At 66.8% G+C, this 18,108-nt stretch carries 15 protein-coding genes; 2 read left to right on the forward strand and 13 right to left on the reverse strand.

Annotated elements, in window-relative coordinates; all coding sequences use genetic code 11:
• Positions 1-21: 21 nt before the first annotated feature.
• From AC1Q7H_RS15615 to AC1Q7H_RS15650, 8 genes are all read right to left on the reverse strand, one after another.
• Complete coding sequence (locus AC1Q7H_RS15615; protein WP_249221213.1) at positions 22-558, reverse strand: hypothetical protein; 537 nt, start codon at positions 556-558, stop codon at positions 22-24.
• 329 nt (positions 559-887) lie between these two features.
• Positions 888-1,943 carry a branched-chain amino acid ABC transporter permease gene (locus tag AC1Q7H_RS15620; RefSeq protein ID WP_013958405.1) on the reverse strand — a complete coding sequence of 352 codons (1,056 nt, stop codon included), beginning with the start codon at positions 1,941-1,943 and terminating at the stop codon, positions 888-890.
• The gene (locus AC1Q7H_RS15625; protein WP_013958406.1) at positions 1,943-2,827 is read right to left on the reverse strand and encodes a branched-chain amino acid ABC transporter permease; all 885 of its coding nucleotides are present in this window, start codon (positions 2,825-2,827) and stop codon (positions 1,943-1,945) included. Before AC1Q7H_RS15625 ends, AC1Q7H_RS15620 begins: the two co-directional genes overlap by 1 nt.
• Before the next feature lie 164 nt (positions 2,828-2,991).
• Positions 2,992-4,200 (reverse strand): ABC transporter substrate-binding protein, encoded by a 1,209-nt coding sequence (locus tag AC1Q7H_RS15630; RefSeq protein WP_153954221.1) that lies wholly within the window; start codon positions 4,198-4,200, stop codon positions 2,992-2,994.
• Between the two features lie 74 nt (positions 4,201-4,274).
• On the reverse strand, positions 4,275-5,000 hold the full coding sequence (locus tag AC1Q7H_RS15635) for an ABC transporter ATP-binding protein (RefSeq protein WP_211980434.1): 726 nt from the start codon (positions 4,998-5,000) through the stop codon (positions 4,275-4,277).
• 20 nt (positions 5,001-5,020) lie between these two features.
• Positions 5,021-5,797 (reverse strand): ABC transporter ATP-binding protein, encoded by a 777-nt coding sequence (locus AC1Q7H_RS15640; RefSeq protein WP_013958408.1) that lies wholly within the window; start codon positions 5,795-5,797, stop codon positions 5,021-5,023.
• Between the two features lie 353 nt (positions 5,798-6,150).
• Positions 6,151-7,818, reverse strand: coding sequence for a GMC family oxidoreductase (locus AC1Q7H_RS15645; RefSeq protein ID WP_211980435.1), 1,668 nt, complete (start codon positions 7,816-7,818; stop codon positions 6,151-6,153).
• A 27-nt stretch (positions 7,819-7,845) separates the two neighbouring features.
• Positions 7,846-9,405 (reverse strand): CoA-acylating methylmalonate-semialdehyde dehydrogenase, encoded by a 1,560-nt coding sequence (locus AC1Q7H_RS15650; RefSeq protein WP_249221214.1) that lies wholly within the window; start codon positions 9,403-9,405, stop codon positions 7,846-7,848.
• A 230-nt stretch (positions 9,406-9,635) separates the two neighbouring features.
• On the opposite strand from AC1Q7H_RS15650, the gene AC1Q7H_RS15655 reads away from it, so the two are divergent.
• On the forward strand, positions 9,636-10,523 hold the full coding sequence (locus AC1Q7H_RS15655; protein ID WP_211980437.1) for a LysR family transcriptional regulator: 888 nt from the start codon (positions 9,636-9,638) through the stop codon (positions 10,521-10,523).
• Here the strand turns inward: AC1Q7H_RS15655 and AC1Q7H_RS15660 are convergent.
• The 3 genes from AC1Q7H_RS15660 to AC1Q7H_RS15670 all read right to left on the reverse strand — a co-directional run bounded on the left by AC1Q7H_RS15660 (position 10,520) and on the right by AC1Q7H_RS15670 (position 14,456).
• On the reverse strand, positions 10,520-11,452 hold the full coding sequence (locus AC1Q7H_RS15660) for an alpha/beta hydrolase (protein ID WP_153956029.1): 933 nt from the start codon (positions 11,450-11,452) through the stop codon (positions 10,520-10,522). The genes AC1Q7H_RS15655 and AC1Q7H_RS15660 overlap by 4 nt on opposite strands.
• A 110-nt stretch (positions 11,453-11,562) precedes the next feature.
• Positions 11,563-11,982 carry a Cu(I)-responsive transcriptional regulator gene (gene cueR / locus AC1Q7H_RS15665; protein ID WP_013958412.1) on the reverse strand — a complete coding sequence of 140 codons (420 nt, stop codon included), beginning with the start codon at positions 11,980-11,982 and terminating at the stop codon, positions 11,563-11,565.
• Positions 11,982-14,456, reverse strand: coding sequence for a heavy metal translocating P-type ATPase (locus tag AC1Q7H_RS15670; RefSeq protein WP_492381464.1), 2,475 nt, complete (start codon positions 14,454-14,456; stop codon positions 11,982-11,984). Before AC1Q7H_RS15670 ends, cueR begins: the two co-directional genes overlap by 1 nt.
• Before the next feature lie 198 nt (positions 14,457-14,654).
• On the opposite strand from AC1Q7H_RS15670, the gene AC1Q7H_RS15675 reads away from it, so the two are divergent.
• On the forward strand, positions 14,655-14,855 hold the full coding sequence (locus AC1Q7H_RS15675; protein WP_211980438.1) for a heavy-metal-associated domain-containing protein: 201 nt from the start codon (positions 14,655-14,657) through the stop codon (positions 14,853-14,855).
• A gap of 71 nt (positions 14,856-14,926) precedes the next feature.
• Here the strand turns inward: AC1Q7H_RS15675 and AC1Q7H_RS15680 are convergent, their stop codons facing one another.
• Together AC1Q7H_RS15680 and AC1Q7H_RS15685 are read right to left on the reverse strand one after the other, a co-directional pair.
• Positions 14,927-15,649: an OmpW/AlkL family protein gene (locus tag AC1Q7H_RS15680; protein ID WP_013958415.1), complete on the reverse strand. Its 723-nt coding sequence runs from the start codon at positions 15,647-15,649 to the stop codon at positions 14,927-14,929.
• A gap of 270 nt (positions 15,650-15,919) precedes the next feature.
• Entirely contained in the window at positions 15,920-17,911 is a 1,992-nt protein-coding gene (locus tag AC1Q7H_RS15685) for an alkyl/aryl-sulfatase (protein WP_211980439.1), read from the reverse strand.
• Positions 17,912-18,108 lie beyond the last annotated feature (197 nt).

The following is an 18,108-nucleotide window of genomic DNA, read 5'->3' on the forward strand; positions in this document are numbered from 1 at the left end:
GGGCAGCCGGGCGGCGCCGGTTCAGCCCAGCACCTTGGCCGCCGGCACCAAACTGCGGTGCCACATGCCGTTGCCATGCGGCCTGAAGCCCGGCGGCGCGCCGCCATGCCCTGCCACCAGCCCCGGCGCCAGCAGCGCGTGGCGGATACCGTGGGCGCGGCCCCAGTCGGCCAGCGTGGCGCAGCAGGCCTCAAGGCAGGCACGGCGGGACCCGCCGTCCAGCCCGGGCCGTACCCACCATTCGATGCCGCAGGCGGCCAGCCCGGCAAGCTCCAGGCTCGGGAGCAGCGCCACCGGCAGGCACGCCAGCAGATTATGTGGAGCTTGCGCCTCGCCCACCAGCAGGCAGATGCCGCGACCGGACTGGGCCAGCAGGTCGTCCAGCATCAGCCGGCGCGCGCGGGCGGCGGGCACCGGCAGTGGCTGCACCGTATCCAGCCAGGCCTCCAGCATGGCTGCGTCGGCACCCAGCCCGAGGCGTACCAAGCCCTGCGGCGCGGGTGCGTCAGGACGATCCGGAACGGCTGGGGAGTCAGGGGAATCAGGGATGGCAGGCATGGCGGGCAGCGAGAGCGCCCGCATTGTCGCATGTGGAGGATAGCCAGGTGACGCCGATGCGGCCTGGATGCCCCATGATGGGGCGAAAGCGCCATAGCAGGCGTTGGGAAGCGCAAATGAAAAAAGCGTTGCCGAGGATCACCCGGCAACGCCCTTTATTTATAACGCTGCTACCCGACACCGGGTGCGCGCCTGTCGTCTCCTCGCTTCCGCCTCCATTTAACCTGCGAAAACCGTATATGGAATGTAACGAAGCGGTGCATCGAGGACAAGCTAGAAAAAACCCTAGCCCCAGAATCGGGCATGTCGACCCGCGGTCACTCCTGCATTTATTCCCGCTTGCCCGAGTGGCCCCCGAAGCGCGCCAGCAGTTCGCCCATGATGCCACGGCGGAAAGTCAGCACGCAGATCACGAAGATCACACCGGTCACCATTGTCACCGACTCGCCCAGCGTGCCGAACCAGGAGATGCCGGTGACCGACGCCAGGAAGTTGCCGATATCGCCCAGCTTGTTCTCCAGCGCAACCACCACGAAGGCACCGACAATCGGGCCCGACAATGTGCCCAGGCCGCCGACCAGCGTCATCAGGATGACCGAGCCCGACATCGACCAGTGCACGTCGGTCAGCGTCTCGAAGCCCAGCACCAGCGCCTTGATCGAGCCGGCCAGTCCCGACAGCGCCGCCGACAGCACGAAGGCGGTCAGCTTGAAGCGGTCGACGTCATAGCCCAGCGAGATCGCGCGCGGCTCGTTCTCCTTGATCGCCTTCAGGATCTGCCCGAACGGCGAATGCACCGTGCGCACGATCAGCGCAAAGGCGGCCACAATGATCGCCAGCGCGACGTAGTACAGCGTCAGGTCGTCCGACAGCGGCAGCAGCCCGAACAGCTTGCCGCGCGGGATGCCCTGCAGGCCGTCCTCGCCGCCGGTGAACGGCGCCTGCAGGCAGATAAAGAACAGCATCTGCGCCAGCGCCAGCGTGATCATCGAGAAGTAGATGCCCTGCCGGCGGATGGCCAGCGAGCCCACCACGTAGCCGATCAGCGCGCCCGCACCGGTGCCCAGGATCAGGCCGATTTCCGGGGTCACGCCCCAGACCTTCATGGCATGGCCGGCGGCATAGCCAGCGCCGCCGAAAAAGGCCGCATGGCCGAACGACAGTAGTCCGGTATAGCCGATCAGCAGGTTGAAGGCGCACGCAAACAGCGCAAAGCACAGCACCTTGAGCACGAACACCGGATACGCACCGGCCAGCGGCGCGGCCACCAGTGCCAGCAGCAGCAATCCATACAACAGTTTCTTCTGCACGCCTTGTCCCTTTCCTGCGTTGCCAGCGTTGGCCGCCACCGTGGATGGCGTCGATGATGTGGAGGGTGTGCTCATCACTTCTCCTTCCCGAACAGCCCGGCCGGGCGCAGCAGCAGCACGATCACCATGATGAAGAACACCACGGTCGACGACGCTTCCGGATAGAACACCTTGGTCAGCCCCTCGACCACGCCCAGCCCCAGGCCGGTCAGGATCGAACCCATGATCGAACCCATGCCGCCGATCACCACCACCGCGAACACAATGATGATCAGGTTCTGCCCCATCAGCGGCGAGATCTGGATCACCGGCGCCGCCAGCACGCCCGCGAACGCGGCCAGCGCGACGCCGAAGCCGTAGGTCAGCGTCACCATCAGCGGCACGTTGACGCCGAAGGCCTCGACCATCTTGGGGTTCTCGGTGCCGGCGCGCAGGTAGGCGCCCAGCTTGGTCTTCTCGATCACGTACCAGGTGGCGAAGCACACCACCAGCGACGCCACCACGACCCACGCGCGGTAGTTGGGCAGAATCATGAAGCCCAGGTCGGTCGCGCCCTGCAGCGCGTCCGGCGTCGAGTACGGCAGCCCGGAGACGCCGTAGATCGAGCGGAAGATGCCCTCGACCACCAGCGTGATGCCCAGCGTCAGCAGCAGGCCGTAGATATGGTCGAGCTTGTAGATCCAGCGCAGCATGGTCTTCTCGATCACCACGCCCAGCGCGGCGACGACCAGCGGCGACAGCAGCAGCATGATCCAGTAGTTCAGCCCGGCGTACTCCATGCCCATCCAGGCCAGCACCGCGCCCAGCATGAAGAGCGCGCCGTGCGCGAAATTGATGACGTTGAGCAGGCCGAAGATAACCGCCAGGCCCAGGCTCAGCATCGCATAGAAGGCGCCGTTGACCAGCCCCAGCAAGAGCTGGGAAAGCATGGCCGGCAAGGGGATTCCGAAGATGTCCATCGCGGAGTGCCGTTGATACCGCCGTTGTATGGCGGGGATTGCTGCGGTTGGTGCCAGGTAATGCGAACGCTGCGGCGAACACCGTTGGCGAACACCGCAGCAAGGAACCGCGTCCGATGCCGGCGGCACGCAGGTGGCGCGTCGCCGGCAGATCTCACATCAGCTTATTTCTTCAGCATTGCGCACTTCGACTCGGCCACCGTGGTGAAGGCCTGGTCGCCCGGGATGGTCGCGACCACCTTCAGGTAGTCCCACGGCTTCTTCGACTCTGCTGCGGACTTCACCTGCATCAGGTACATGTCGTGGATGCCACGGCCGTCCTGGCGGATATAGCCCTTGGTGTAGAAGTCGTTGATCTTCATCTTCTTGAGTTCAGCCATGACCTTGTCCGGGTCGTCGGTCTTGGCTGCTTCCACCGCCTTCAGGTAAGTGCTGGCCGCCGAGTAGTCCGCCGCCTGCAGGCTGCTCGGCATCTTCTTCATCTTGCCAAAGAAGCGGTTGGCGAACTTGCGGGTGTCGTCGTTCATGTCCCAGTACCAGCTGTCTGTCATCAGCAGGCCTTCGGTGTTCTTTAGCCCGAGGCTGTGCACATCGTTGATGAACATCAGCAGGCCGGCGATCTTCATCGACTTGGTAATGCCGAATTCCTTGGCCGCCTTGATCGCGTTGATGGTGTCGCCGCCGGCGTTGGCCAGGCCCAGGATCTGCGCCTTGGACGACTGCGCCTGCAGCAGGAACGACGAGAAGTCCGAAGCCGACAGCGGATGGCGCACCTGGCCCGCCACCGTGCCGCCATTGGCCTTGACCACGGCCGCGGTGTCGCTTTCCAGCGAATGGCCGAAGGCGTAGTCGGCGGTCAGGAAGAACCACGACTTGCCGCCCTGCTTGACCACCGCGCTGCCGGTGCCCTTGGCCAGCGCCACCGTGTCATAAGCGTAGTGCACCGTGTACGGCGAGCACTCTTCGTTGGTCAGGCGCGCCGTGCCCGCGCCGATGTTGATGTAGACGCGCTTCTTCTCCGAGGCCACCTTGTTCATGGCCAGCGCGGTGCCGGAGTTGGTGCCGCCCAGCAGCATGTCCAGGCCCTGCTGGTCCATCCATTCGCGCGCCTTCGAGGCGGCGATGTCGGCCTTGTTCTGGTGGTCGGCCGAGACGATTTCGATGGGCTTGCCCAGCACCTTGCCGCCACGATCCTCGACCGCCATCTTGATGGCTTCCAGGCCCCCGGGGCCGTCGATGTCGGCGTACAGGCCCGACATGTCGGTGATATAGCCGATCTTCACAGTGTCGCCGGACACCTGGGCAACGGCGCTGAAGGAAACCGCACCCATGGCAATGGCCGCCATCGCGGCCGCGAGCCGAGTCTTTTTCATCTCTATGTCTCCTGATTTGCGGCGGCGTGCGCGCCACCCGTTCCTGCCAAACATCAACCCATGATCCGTGCGGATCAGACCCCGAGCAGTTCGTGCAGCACCGGCATCTTGGCCTGCAGCTCATTGGCCGCGAAGCGCTCGACGATGCTGCCGTGCTCCATCACGTAGAAGCGGTCCGCCAGCGGCGCGGCGAAGCGGAAGTTCTGCTCCACCATCACCACCGTGTACCCCTTCTGCTTGAGCATCAGGATCATGCGCGCAAGCGCCTGCACGATCACCGGTGCCAATCCTTCCGAGATTTCATCGAGCAGCAGCAGGTTGGCGCCGGTGCGCAGGATGCGCCCGACCGCCAGCATCTGCTGCTCGCCGCCGGAAAGACGCGTGCCCTGGCTCTGGCGGCGCTCCTTCAGGTTCGGGAACATCTCGTAGATATCGGTCTCGCTCATGCCCTTGCTGGTGTCGGCGCCCTTCAGCACCGGCGGCAGCATCAGGTTCTCTTCGCATGAGAGGCTGGAGAAGATCGCCCGTTCTTCGGGGCAATAGCCAATGCCGTAGTGCGCAATCTTGTGCGTGGGCAGGCTGATGGTCTCGTGGCCATTGACCTTGATCGAGCCCTTGCGCGCGCCGGTCAGTCCCATGATCGCGCGCAGCGTGGTGGTGCGGCCAGCGCCGTTGCGGCCCAGCAGCGTAACCACTTCGCCGCGGTTCACGGTCAGGTCCACGCCGTGCAGGATGTGCGATTCGCCGTACCAGGCGTGCAGGTCCTTGATCTCGAGCGCGGGTGTGTTGGATGTCGTCATGTGTCGTTCCCCCGGCCGTCTCAGTGCGCGCCCTGCAGTTCCGCGTCGACGGTGCCCATGTAGGCCTCCATCACGCGCGGATCCTTCGAAACTTCCGCATACGGGCCTTCGGCCAGGATCGCGCCACGCTGCAGCACGGTGATCTTATCGGCGATCGACGAGACCACGCTCATGTTGTGCTCCACCATCAGGATGGTGCGGCCCGCCGAAACCTTCTTGATCAGCTGCGTGACGCGGTCCACGTCTTCGTGGCCCATGCCCTGTGTGGGTTCGTCGAGCAGCATCAGCTCGGGCTCCATCGCCAGCGTGGTGGCAATCTCCAGCGCGCGCTTGCGGCCGTACGGCAGATTCACCGTCAGCGTCTGCGCGAACTCGGTCAGGCCGACCTGTTCTAGCAGCTCCATGGCGCGGTCATTGAGCACGTCCAGCGAGCGCTCGCTGCGCCAGAACTGGTACGCCGTGCCGAGCTGCCGCTGCAGCCCGATGCGCACGTTCTCCATCACCGTCAGGTGCGGAAATACCGCCGAGATCTGGAACGAACGGATCACGCCGCGCCGCGCGATCTGCGCGGGCTTTTCACGGGTGATGTCGATGCCGTTGAAAAGGATGGTGCCGGTGGTCGGCTCCAGGAACTTGGTGAGCAGGTTGAAGCAAGTCGTCTTGCCGGCGCCGTTGGGGCCGATCAAGGCATGGATCGACCCGCGGCGTACCCGCAGGTTGACGTCGCTCACCGCCGTGAACCCCTTGAACTCCTTGGTGAGGTTCCGCGTTTCCAGGATGGTTTCCTGCTGGTTCATGTCTCCTGCCCGCCCTCTTGCTGAACTGCCGGGGTGATGCCCGGCACTGACAATGGTCCGAACCGGCCTTGTAGGCCCTTGCTGCCGCTTGTTCCGTCAGGCTGGCCATGGTTGCGGCCCGGCCTGCGGCTTTCTGTTTTGGTGCGGGGCGGCTCCCGCGCAGGTTGCGGCGATGGCTTCGATGTGCTGCCGACGCACCCTGTGAGGCGTCTATTGTGTGCGCCTGTTGCATCGCAAAACATCGGGGTTTGCACTATGAAACATGAACCAAGTGTCAGTTTTTTTGCGATCGCACATGAGCAGGATGGGCCACTTGATTACGGCCCCGCCCGCGACCAAGTGGCGCGCTCATGTCAGGCGCCTGCAGCGGCTGCCGCCGGCGCTGGTTGCACCAATACTTCCGCCGCGGCCAGGCCCTGCCGGCGGTCTTCGCGGATCAGGTCGCTGGCGCGCTCGGCGATCATGATGGTCGGCGAATTGGTGTTGCCCGACGTGATCAGCGGCATCACCGAGGCATCGACCACGCGCAGGCCGTCGATGCCCAGCACGCGCAGGCGATGGTCGACCACGGCCATCGGGTCGTCGGCGCGGCCCATCTTGCAGGTGCCCACCGGATGGAAGATGGTGGTGCCGATATTGCCGGCCGCTTCGGCCAGCTGTTCGTCGGTCTGGAATGCCGGACCCGGCAGCCATTCCTCGGGCTGGTACGGCGCCAGCGCCGGCGACGCCACGATACGGCGCGTGAGCCGGATGGAGTCGGCCGCGACTTTCCGATCCTCGTCGGTCGCCAGGTAATTGGGCGCGATCACCGGCGCCTGGCGGAAATCCGCGCTGCCGATATGCACGCTGCCGCGCGAGGTCGGCCGCAGGTTGCAGGCACTCGCGGTAAAGGCATTGAACGCATGCAGCGGGTCGCCGAACTTGTCCAGCGACAAGGGCTGCACGTGGTACTCCACGTTCGGCCGCGCCTGCGCCGGGTCAGAGCGCGCAAAGGCGCCCAGCTGCGACGGCGCCATGCTCATCGGACCGCTCTGGTTGAAAGCGTACTGCACGCCGATGCAGAACTTGCCCCACAGGCTCGCGGCGCGCGTGTTGAGCGTGCGCACGCCGCTGACCTTCACCACGGAGCGCAGCTGCAGGTGGTCCTGCAGGTTCTCGCCCACGCCGGGCAGCGCATGGCGCACCGGGATACCCAGCGCCTGCAGGCGCTCGGCCTGGCCGATGCCCGACAGTTCCAGCAGCTGCGGCGTATTGACCGCGCCCGCGGCCAGGATCACTTCCTGCCTGCCCACCGCAGTCTGCGGCCGGCCGCCGCCGATATAGTTCACGCCAGTGCAGCGGCGCCCGTCGAAGGTCAGCCCGCTCACCTGCGCCCCGGTGACGATGGTCAGGTTGGGACGCTCCGACGCACGCCGCAGGAAGGCCTTGGCCGTGTTCCAGCGGATGCCACGGCGCTGGTTCACTTCGAAATAGCCCACGCCGAAGTTGTCGCCGCGGTTGAAATCCTCTGTGCGCGGAATCCCCGCCTCTTCGGCGGCATCGGCAAAGCGCTCCAGGATGTCCCAGCGCAGGCGCTGGCCTTCCACGCGCCATTCGCCGCCGGCGCCATGGAATTCGCTCGGGCCGCGGTGGTGGTCCTCGCTGCGCTTGAACAGCGGCAGCACATTGTCCCAGCGCCAGCCATCGTCGCCGGTCAGCCGCGCCCACGCGTCATAATCCTCGCGCTGGCCGCGCATATAGATCATGCCGTTGATCGACGAGCAACCGCCCAGCACGCGCCCGCGCGGATAGCCCAGCGAGCGGCCGTTCAGCCCGGCCTCGGCCTCGGTGCGATAGAGCCAGTCGGTGCGCGGGTTGCCGATGCAGTACAGGTAGCCCACCGGGATATGGATCCAGTGGTAGTCGTCCTTGCCGCCGGCCTCCAGCAGCAACACGTTGACGTCCGCATCCTGCGTCAGGCGGTTCGCCAGGACACAGCCGGCTGAACCGGCCCCCACGATGATGTAGTCGAATGTCTCCATCGCTGTTCTTGTCATCATCGTCGCGGCCTATTTCGCCACCGGCATGGTGAACTCAGCGCCCTTGGCAATCGAATCCGGCCAGCGCTGCATCACGCTCTTGTAGCGCGTGTAGAAACGCACGCCCTCTTCGCCATAGGCGTGATGGTCGCCAAACAGCGATCGCTTCCAGCCACCGAATGAATGCCATGCCATCGGCACCGGAATCGGCACGTTGATGCCGACCATGCCGATCTGGATCTGCCGCGCAAACGCGCGCGCGATGCCGCCGTCGCTGGTGTAGCACGATACGCCGTTGCCGAATTCATGCGCATTGATCAGCGCCACGGCTTCGGCAAAGTCATGCACGCGCACCACCGACAACACCGGACCGAAGATCTCTTCCTTGTAGATCGTCATATCCGGCTTGACGTTGTCGAACAGCGTGCCGCCGACATAGAAGCCGTTCTCATGGCCGGGTACGGTATGACCGCGGCCATCGGTCACCAGCGTCGCACCCTCTTCCACGCCCTTGGCGATATAGCCCTCCACCTTGGCCTTGTGCGCAGCGGTTACCAGCGGACCCATTTCGGCGTCGGACTCCATGCCGTTGCGGATCTTCAGCGAGCTGGCGCGTTCGGCGAGACGCGGCACGAGCTTGTCGGCGACGTCGCCCACCGCTACAGCTACCGAGATCGCCATGCAGCGCTCGCCGGCAGAACCATACGCGGCACCGATCAGCGCATCGACCGCCTGGTCGAGATCGGCATCCGGCATCACCACCAGGTGGTTCTTGGCGCCGCCCAAGGCCTGCACGCGCTTGCCGTGCTTGGTCCCTTCCGTATAGATGTACTCGGCGATCGGCGTCGAGCCGACGAACGACAGCGCCTGGACGTCCGGATGCGCGAGCAGCGCGTCCACGGCTTCCTTGTCGCCCTGCACGACATTGAACACGCCATCGGGCAATCCCGCCTGGCGCAGCAGATCGGCAATCAGCAGGCTCGGCGACGGATCGCGCTCCGACGGCTTCAGCACGAAGGTATTGCCGCAGGCGATTGCCACCGGGAACATCCACATCGGCACCATCACCGGGAAGTTGAACGGCGTGATGCCGGCCACCACGCCCAGCGGCTGGCGCAGGTTCCAGTTGTCGATGCCGCCGCCGATGTTGTCGGTGAAATCGGTCTTGAGCAGGTTGGGGATGCCGCAGGCGAATTCCACCACCTCGATGCCGCGCGTGACTTCGCCCCTGGCGTCCGAGAACACCTTGCCGTGCTCGCGCGTGATCAGCGCCGCCAGGTCGTCGTGGTGCTGGTCGAGCAGTTCCTTGAACTTGAACAGGATGCGCGCGCGGCGCAGCGGCGGCGTGTCGGCCCAGGCCGGGAATGCGGCCTGGGCGGCAGCGACGGCATCGGCCACGTCCTGCGCGGTGCCAAGCGCCACGCGTGCTGCGACTTCGCCGGTGGCGGGGTTATAGATATCGGCCAGACGCTGCGATGCGCCGCGTGTCTGCCGGCCTGCGATGCTATGGCCGATGATGGTCTGCACCGCGCTGGCTTCTGCAAGGATGTCTTCCACTTCCGCTCCTGAATGCTGGGTCGCTGACGGCATGCGGCTTGCCCGATCTTTGCGTCTGGTGAAGACACTGGCGCGAACATCCGCCAGCATCGCACTGGCATCGCTGCCGCGCGGCACAAGGCGTGCCGGGCCGTATTGAGCGCAAGCTTGGTGCAGTTGCGCGGCCCCGTCCAATGATTTATCGTCAATCGCAATATAAGCTCCGCAAAATATTGCGCCGCACCACGCCACGCTCCGGCGCCACCTTTCGCCCCGACACCGCCTTGGACCTCCACCACCTGCGCGCCTTCGTTGCCGTCGCGCGCGAGGGCAACCTGACCCGCGCCGCGCAGCGGCTGCACCTGACGCAGCCCGCAGTGAGCCTGCAGTTGAAGGCGCTGCAATCGGCGTGGCGCATCCGGCTGTTCGAGCGCACTGCCGCGGGCCTGACGCTGACCGCCGACGGCGCCGCATTGCTGCCGCTGGCCGAGCGCATCCTCGATGGCGTAGGCGACCTGCAGCACACCGTCAGCGCGATGCATCACACCGTGCGCGGCCGGCTGGCGATCGGCACCATCCTCGATCCGGAATTCACGCGGCTGGGCCCGATGCTGCGCACGCTGGTGGAACGCCATCCGCAGATCGGCACCGAACTGCGCCACGGCATGTCGGGCTGGGTGCTGCAACAGGTACGCAGCGGCGCGCTCGACGTGGGCTTCTACCTGGGCCAGCCGCCCGACGCCGGCTTCCATGCGCTGACGCTGACGCCCTTCTCTTACTATGTGGTGGCGCCCAAGGGCTGGAAAGAGCGCACCGCGCTGCGCTCATGGGCGCAGCTGGCAACGCTGCCATGGATCTGGACGCCACCGGAATCGGCGCACAACCGGCTCTTGTCGGCGCGCTTTGCGCAGGCCGGCGTCGATCCGGCCAGCGTGCCCAAGGTGGCGCATGTCGACCAGGAGGCGTCGATGCTTGACCTGGTGCGCTCCGGCGTGGGGCTGTCACTGGTGCGCGACGCGATCGCGCTGCGCGAATCGCATGCGCACGGGCTGGTGATCGTGGAAGGGGTCTCGGTGCAGACCGAGCTGACGCTGGTATGCCTGGCCACGCGCCGCGACGACCCGGTGGTCGCGGCAGTGTTCGGCGTGGCCGAGTCGGTGTTCCGGACCTAGCTTCCGTGCTGCTGCAGGTGGCGCTGCAGCCAGCCGGTCAGCGCCGCGAACACTTCGCCGCGCAGCGGCTGCGCTTCATTGAAGATCTCGTGGTAGCCATGCTCGAACCAGACCTGTTCGCGCAACGCCGGCGGCGCGTTGTCGAAGAAGCGGCGGCTGCCGGCCGGGTCCACCACGCGGTCGGCGCCGCCGACCAGCATCAGCGTGGGGGCCTCCAGCAGCGCGGCATCGGCCTGGGCCTGCGCCATGCCGCGGATAAAGCTCTCCAGTACGCTGGCGGTGATGGTCGTCTGCACCAGCGGATCCGAGCGGTAGGCGGCCACCACGGCGGGGTCGTGCGACAAGAGCCGCGCATCGATCGGATTGGGCACGCGCAGCCGCGGTGCCAGCGCCAGCAGTACGCGGTGCAGCGCCAGCATCGGTCCCGACAGCCGCAGCGCCAGCGCGGGCGAGGACAGCACCAGCGCGCGTACCGGGCGCACGCGCGCGGTGGCAAAGCGTGCCGCAATCAGCCCGCCCATGCTGTGGCCAAGCAGGATCGGCAACTCGTGCCAGCCAGGCACCGCGGCATCGTAGATCTCGGCGAGGTCGTCCAGGTAGGCATCCTGATGGTCCGCCACCATGCGCGCGCCGCCGCTGGCACCATGGCCGCGCAGGTCGTGCGCACGCACGCGCAGGCCCAGCCCGCACAGCACATCGGCCACATGCTGGTAGCGTCCGGCATGCTCGGCAAGCCCATGCACCAGCAGCACCGAGCCGAGCGGCTCGGCAAAGCGCGCCGGATCGGGCTGCCAGGTGCGCAGCAGCAGCTCGGTGCCGTCGCGCATGCGCTGGCGGCTCTGCACCGGCGCATGCGTGCCGGCGGGGGTATCGGCAGGCATGCCGGCAACACCGGCAATAGCAGGATCGTCCGTCATCGGTTGTTCCATTCGCGCAAGTCTCCTCCCGGCACGGAGCGCCAGCAAAGCGCTTGCGCCGGCTGTCATTATTCTTTGTATTGCTGCCTGCTGCCTGCTTTGCCTTGCACTGTCTGTCCCGCTCAACTGTGGCAGGCAAGCCTGCCCTGCGCTTCCGGCTGCGCCATATCGGCCAGGATCGGGCAATCCGGCCGGTCATCGCCGCTGCAGTGCTGCGCCAGCTCGCGCAGCGTGTCGCGCATGGCGGCCAGTTCGGCGATGCGCAGCTCCAGGTCGGCCACATGCCGCAGCGTCAGTGCCTTGACGTCGGCGCTGGCGCGGCCGCGGTCATGCCATAGCGACAGCAGGTTGCGGATCTCGTCGAGCGAGAATCCCAGATTACGGGCGCGCCGCACGAAGCGCAAGGTATGCACCGCGCGTTCGTCATAGCGGCGGTAGCCGCCCTCGGTGCGCGGCGGTGCCGCCACCAGCCCGATCGATTCATAGTGCCGGATCATCTTGGCCGACACGCCCGACGCCTGCGCCGCTTCGCCGATATTCATCACTCGCCTCCCTGTGCCGTGGCGGCCCCGGCCTGCGGACGCCAGCGGCGCAGCAGCAGCGCATTGCTGACCACGCTGACACTGGAGAACGCCATCGCCGCACCCGCCACCACCGGGTTCAGCAACCCGGCCGCGGCCAGCGGAATGCCCACCACGTTGTAGAAAAAAGCCCAGAACAGGTTCTGCCGGATCTTGCGCACGGTGCGGTGCGAGACCGCCAGCGCATCGGCCACCAGCGCCGGGGCGCCGCGCATCAGCGTGATGCCGGCGGCGTGCATGGCCACGTCGGTGCCGGTCGACATGGCAATGCCCACGTCCGCCGCCGCCAGCGCCGGCGCATCGTTGATGCCGTCGCCCACCATCGCCACCACCGCGCCATCGCGCCCCAGGGCCTGCACGCGGGCAGCCTTGTCTTCGGGCAGCACCTCAGCCTGCACATCGTCCAGCCCCAGCGCCTGCGCCACGCGCGCCGCCGCGCCGGCGTTGTCGCCGGTCAGCATCACGGTGCGCACGCCGGCCGCGCGCAGCCGTGCGATCGCCGCCGGCGCGCCCGGCTTGATGGCATCGCCGAACGCGACCAGCCCGGCCACGCGCGGCGGCGTGGTCTCGACCAGCCACGACACGGTGCGGCCGTCCGCGCGCAACTGGTCCGCCAGCGTTGCCAGCGTGCCTGCCGCTGCGCCCAGCATTTCACGCAGGCGCTCGCTGCCCAGCTGCAGCGCATGGCCGTCCACCACGCCGGCAATGCCGCGGCCCGGCAGGGCCTGCACCTCGGTGGCCTGCGGCACGGCAATGCCGCGCGCCTGCGCGGCGGCCAGCACGGCGCGGGCCAGCGGATGCTCGCTGCCTGCCTGCAGCGCGGCCAGCCGTGCCAGCAGTGCGCTAGCATCGGCATCGGCGGGATCGGCCGCATGCAGCGCCACCACTTCCGGCTTGCCGACCGTGAGCGTGCCGGTCTTGTCGAATGCCACCACGCTGACGCGGTGCGCCACCTCCAGCGCCTCGGCGTCCTTGATCAGGATGCCGGCGCGTGCGCCGGCGCCGGTACCGGCCATGATCGCCGTGGGCGTGGCCAGGCCCAGCGCGCACGGGCAGGCGATCACCAGCACCGCCACGGCGTTGAGCAATGCGGTTTCCCAGTCGCCGGCAAAGAGGCCCCAGCCCAGCACCGTCACCAGTGCAATGCCCAGCACCACCGGCACGAACACCGCGCTGACCTGGTCGACCATGCGCTGGATCGGCGCCTTGGCCGCCTGTGCGTGCTCGACCATGCGGATGATGCGTGCCAGCACGGTCTCGGCGCCTACCGCCTCGGTGCGCGCAACCAGCAGCCCTTCGAAATTGATGGCACCGCCGGTGATGCGGTCGCCGGGCTTCTTCGGCACCGGCACGCTTTCACCGGTCAGCATCGATTCGTCCGCGTGGCTGCTGCCTTCGATCACGTCGGCGTCCACCGGGATGCGCTCGCCGGGGCGCACTACCACCTCATCGCCCACGCGCACTGCCGCCAGCGGCACGCTCTGCTCCACGCCGCCGCGGCGCACGCGGGCGGTATCGGGACGCAGCGCCGCGAGCGCGCGGATGGCATCGGCGGTCTGGCGCTTGGCGCGTGTCTCCAGCCACTTGCCCAGGCGCACCAGGGTGATCACCACTGCCGCGCTTTCGAAGTACAGGTGCGGCATGGCGTCGGCCGGCGTGCGCCACATCAGCCACAGCGACAGCCCATAGGCCGCCGTCGTGCCCAGCGCCACCAGCAGGTCCATATTGCCGGCGCCGGCGCGCACCGCCTTCCAGCCAGCCTTGTAAAAGCGCCAGCCGAACACGAACTGCACCGGGGTGGCCAGCAGCCACTGCACCCATGCCGGCAGCATCCAGTGCACGCCAAACCATTCCAGCACCATGGGCGCCACCAGCGGCAGCGACAGCGCCGCCGAGAACGCCACCGGCCAGGGGCCGTCCCAGAAGGCAGTGCCCTGCCCGGCCTGCGGCGCCTGCGATGCGGCATCGGCCACCGGCGTCGCGCCATAGCCGGCGCGCGCTACCGCGGCCACCAGCGCCGCGGCATCCACCGCGCCGCGCAGCAGGGTGACGCTGGCGCGCTCGGTTGCCAGGTTGACTTGTGCGTCCATCACGCCCGGCACGGCGCGCAGCGCCTTTTCGACCCGGGTCACGCACGAGGCGCAGGTCATGTCGGCAATATTCAGTTCGATGGTGTCCTGCGGCACCGTGTAGCCGGCATCGGCCACGGCACGGGCGGCGGCCGGCAGCACCACGCCCGAGTCGGCGCGCAGCGTCGCGGCTTCCGTGGCCAGGTTGACGGCCACGTCGCGCACGCCCGGCACACGCGCCAATGCGTTCTCCACGCGGCGCACGCACGAGGCGCAGGTCATGCCGTCGACCGGCAGCCGCCATTCGGGCATTTCGTCGGCCGGCCGGACAGGTTGTGAAGCGAGCACAGCGCTGGAATTTGGCATGGTTCTGAGTCATCCACAGTGTCGATGTCAGCATCATGGACCTTACCATCATTGGAAGGTCAAGGACGAATGCGCAGGGTGTTACCGTCACATTGGCGCCAACAAATTCCTCTTGCGCTTCCCACCATGGGAAGGTTCAAACTATGTCTTGTCGCGGCACCCTGCCGCCTTTTCCATCCTGTCCAGGAGAGTCCCATCATGATCCAGTTCCAGGTCGAAGGCATGTCATGCAACCACTGCGTCGGCGCCATCACGCGTGCCGTGCAGGCGATCGACCCGGCCGCGCGTGTCAGCGCGGATGTGCCCGCCCAGGCCGTGCGCGTCGAGAGCGGTGCCGACGCCGAGGCCCTGCGCGATGCCATCGAAGAGGCTGGCTATCCGGTCAAGTCGGTGGCATAAGCTGGCCACTGCAGCCGCGCCAATAAGAAAGGGCACCCCCGGGTGCCCTTTCTGCTGTCAGTGTGCCGCGCTCAGAAGCGGTAGCCCACGTTCAGGAACGTCACCACCGGATCGATCTTGATCTTGGTGTGCGACTGGATCGTCACCGGCCCCGCCTGGGTGGTGAAGGACGCGCGGGTCGACAGCGGCACGTACGATACCGACAGGCCGACAAACCAGTTGTCGTTGATGGCGTAGTTGGCGCCAATGTTGAACACCGGGTTCCACGACGCCTTGGCGCTGGCGGTCATGCGCGCACCCGGCGCGAACTCGCGGTTCACGAAGTTCTGGTTGCTGATGGTCTCGTCGGTGAACCACGTGTAGTTCACGCCGATGCCGACATAGGGACGGAACTTGGTCTTGGCATCGAAGAAGTGGTACTTGACCAGCACCGCCGGGCTCCACTGCTTGACCGAACCGAGCTTGCCATACTGCGCATAGTTGCCGGTGCCCTTGACGTCGTGCTTGGGCGGAATGCCCGCGATGATTTCGCCGGAGATGTTGTCGGTGAAGTAGTGCGAGAAGGCCAGTCCCAGCGTGTCGGCGGACTCGATCTCCGCGCCGGTGTTCGGCCGGGTCATGCCGACCGGGCGGCCGTTGATGCTGTCGACGGTCAGCGGGTCGGCGGAGCTGTTCGGCATCACGCGGAACCAGCCCAGGCTGACGATATTGCTGCCGGCCGATTGCGCGTGTGCGGCTCCGGCCAGCGCCATGACAGCGCCTGCCGCCAGCATCTTCTTATAGGTGAATTTCATAGTCCTCTTACTCCTCATTCGGTTACTGCCGTGTGCATTATCCGGCCAGCCGGCGCACGACTGTTTCACCGATGACACTGATTCGTAGAGGACGCCCCCTAAAGGGAGGGTTAACCACTAAAAAATCCCGACGGAAATGGCTCACAAGCCGTTTGCCGCAGCATCGGCGCAACGGTTTATGTTCACGCGCCGGAAGAAACCCTCGAATAAGCGAGGTTTTATGGGGCTGGCGCGCAACAGAAGCTGCCTGCCAGCCCCATCCCGATGCCGTCAGGGCGTCACAATGCTGAAGTTCGGCTCGGACTTGTCCATCAGCACCGTCCACGCCGCCAGCGCCTGCGGGTCGCCGTCCACGCGGGCGCGGCCCGCCTGAGTCTCGGTCTGCAGCGTGGTCTGGCCGGCCAGCACCCCCATCAGCACGGCGCGCGGCATGGTCAGCGTGGCCTGCGGGGACGCGTGCTGCGCGTCGGGCTTGTAGCGGAACACGCCGTTCTCCACCGTCAGCGCAAAGCGCTTGCCGGTGTCCGGCTGTACCCAGTTCAGCGCCAGCGTCTTGCCCGCAGCGCGGTCGCCGTTCAGGCTGATCGCCAGGAAATCCAGGAACATGGTGTCGGTCATGGCGCGCAGCACGTCCGGGCTGCCGGCGCGGCGGCCGGCCGGGGGCGGGCCACTGCGCAGTTCGGCGGCACCGGTCAGGTAGGCATTGCGCCAGGTCGAGGATTCGGCCTGGTAGCCGAGTTGCTCCAGCGCGTCGGCTTCCAGCTGGCGGGCAGCCTGGTTGGACGGATCGGCAAAGACCACGTGCTTGACCACCTCGGCCACCCAGCGGTATTCGCCACGCGCGTACGCCGCGCGCGCCTGCTCCAGCACGCGGGGCGCGCCGCCCATGAATTCGACGTAGCGCTTGCCAGCCTCTTCCGGCGGCAGCGGGTTCAGGTTGGCAGGGTTGGCGTCATACCAGCCGAGGTAGCGCTGGTACACCGCCTTGGCGTTGTGGCTGACGGTGCCGTAGTAGTCACGCAGATGCCATTCGGCCGCCAGCGACGGTGGCAGCTTCACGCGTTCGGCGATCTCGGCCGGCACGTAGCCCATGTTGGCCAGCCGCAGCGACTGGTCGTGGATGTACTTGTAGCCGTCGCGCTGCTTGCCCAGGTAGGTGACGATGTCCTGGCGGCCCCAGGTAGGCCAGTGGTGCTGGGCGAACAGGACCTCGGCGCGGCCGCCGAAGCGGTCGATGGTCTCGTCCAGCGCGCGCCACCACTGGTTGGCGTCGCGCACCTGGGCGCCGCGGATGGTGTACAGGTTGTGCAGGTTGTGGGTGGCGTCCTCGGCGGCGCACAGTGCCTTCCACTGCGGGAAGTACATCAGCATCTCGGCCGGGGCCTCGGTGCCCGGCGCCATCAGGAATTCGATCTGCACGCCGTCGATGGTGCGCGTGTCACCGGTCTTGTGGATCAGGTCCGTCGGCGGGATCAGCGTCACCGTGCCGTGCGCCACCCCCTTGCCCAGCCCCGCATCCACCTGCCCGGTGGCCGAGCGCGGCAGGTTGAAGCCATACATGTACTGCGCGCGGCGGCTCATGGCGTTGCCGGCGAAGACGTTCTCGCTGACAGCCTCTTCCATGAAGCCTTCCGGGGCCACCACCTTGACCCGCCCGGCCTTGACGTCGTCTTCGCTGACGACACCCTTGACCCCGCCGAAGTGGTCGCCGTGGCTGTGCGTATAGATCACCGCGACCACGGGCTTCCTGGGCCGGTGCTTGAAGTACAGGTCGAGCCCGGCGCGAGAGGTCTCCATCGCGGTCAGCGGATCGATCACGATCAGGCCGGTATCGCCCTCGATGATCGTCATGTTGGCAATATCGAAGCCACGGATCTGGTAGATCCGATCCGTCACCTGGAACAGCCCGTTGTGCATGTTCAGCTGCGCCTGGCGCCACAGGCTGGGGTTCACGGTGGCCGGCGCCCGGTCTTGCTTGAGGAAGCCGTACGGATCCAGCGCCCACACCACATTGCCTTTGGCGTCGCGGATCTCGGTGTTGTCCAGCGTGCCGATAAAACCACGGCGCGCGGCCTCGAAGTCACGCCGGTCCTGGAACGGCAGTTGCTGCAGCACGGCCGCATTGGCACGCGCGGTAGCATCGGTGGCGGGATTGCCCGCGGTGGCCGGGGCAGGTGCGGCGCCGGCGGTGCCGGCAAAGCTCATGGCGGCTGCAGCCAGCGCGGCGGCGGCGGCTGCGGCAATGGCAGTCGGGTACGACATCCTGGTCTCCTGGAAATCCTGGGCCGGATGTCCGTATCCGGCCTGCAATGCTTCTGTAATTGTGCTGAACGTTCAGTACAATACTGGAGTTTGCTGGCAGACCCCGGCCGCTTTGACATCCTCCCCGTCCTCAGCCTTCGGCTGCCGCCTTACGGCGGAAAGGACGAGGATTCCTACGGCGCTACGTGATGCTCTAC

This window comes from Cupriavidus sp. GW823-FHT06D04 (assembly GCF_058795055.1).

Coding starts and splice junctions, on each gene's coding strand:
- AC1Q7H_RS15615 (WP_249221213.1), bottom strand. CDS start 558: ATGCCTGCCATCCCTGATTCCCCTGACTCCCCAGCCGTTCCGGATCGT.
- AC1Q7H_RS15620 (WP_013958405.1), bottom strand. CDS start 1,943: ATGAGCACACCCTCCACATCATCGACGCCATCCACGGTGGCGGCCAAC.
- AC1Q7H_RS15625 (WP_013958406.1), bottom strand. CDS start 2,827: ATGGACATCTTCGGAATCCCCTTGCCGGCCATGCTTTCCCAGCTCTTG.
- AC1Q7H_RS15630 (WP_153954221.1), bottom strand. CDS start 4,200: ATGAAAAAGACTCGGCTCGCGGCCGCGATGGCGGCCATTGCCATGGGT.
- AC1Q7H_RS15635 (WP_211980434.1), bottom strand. CDS start 5,000: ATGACGACATCCAACACACCCGCGCTCGAGATCAAGGACCTGCACGCC.
- AC1Q7H_RS15640 (WP_013958408.1), bottom strand. CDS start 5,797: ATGAACCAGCAGGAAACCATCCTGGAAACGCGGAACCTCACCAAGGAG.
- AC1Q7H_RS15645 (WP_211980435.1), bottom strand. CDS start 7,818: ATGGAGACATTCGACTACATCATCGTGGGGGCCGGTTCAGCCGGCTGT.
- AC1Q7H_RS15650 (WP_249221214.1), bottom strand. CDS start 9,405: ATGCCGTCAGCGACCCAGCATTCAGGAGCGGAAGTGGAAGACATCCTT.
- AC1Q7H_RS15660 (WP_153956029.1), bottom strand. CDS start 11,452: ATGGAACAACCGATGACGGACGATCCTGCTATTGCCGGTGTTGCCGGC.
- cueR (WP_013958412.1), bottom strand. CDS start 11,982: ATGAATATCGGCGAAGCGGCGCAGGCGTCGGGCGTGTCGGCCAAGATG.
- AC1Q7H_RS15670 (WP_492381464.1), bottom strand. CDS start 14,456: ATGCCAAATTCCAGCGCTGTGCTCGCTTCACAACCTGTCCGGCCGGCC.
- AC1Q7H_RS15675 (WP_211980438.1), top strand. CDS start 14,655: ATGATCCAGTTCCAGGTCGAAGGCATGTCATGCAACCACTGCGTCGGC.
- AC1Q7H_RS15680 (WP_013958415.1), bottom strand. CDS start 15,649: ATGAAATTCACCTATAAGAAGATGCTGGCGGCAGGCGCTGTCATGGCG.
- AC1Q7H_RS15685 (WP_211980439.1), bottom strand. CDS start 17,911: ATGTCGTACCCGACTGCCATTGCCGCAGCCGCCGCCGCCGCGCTGGCT.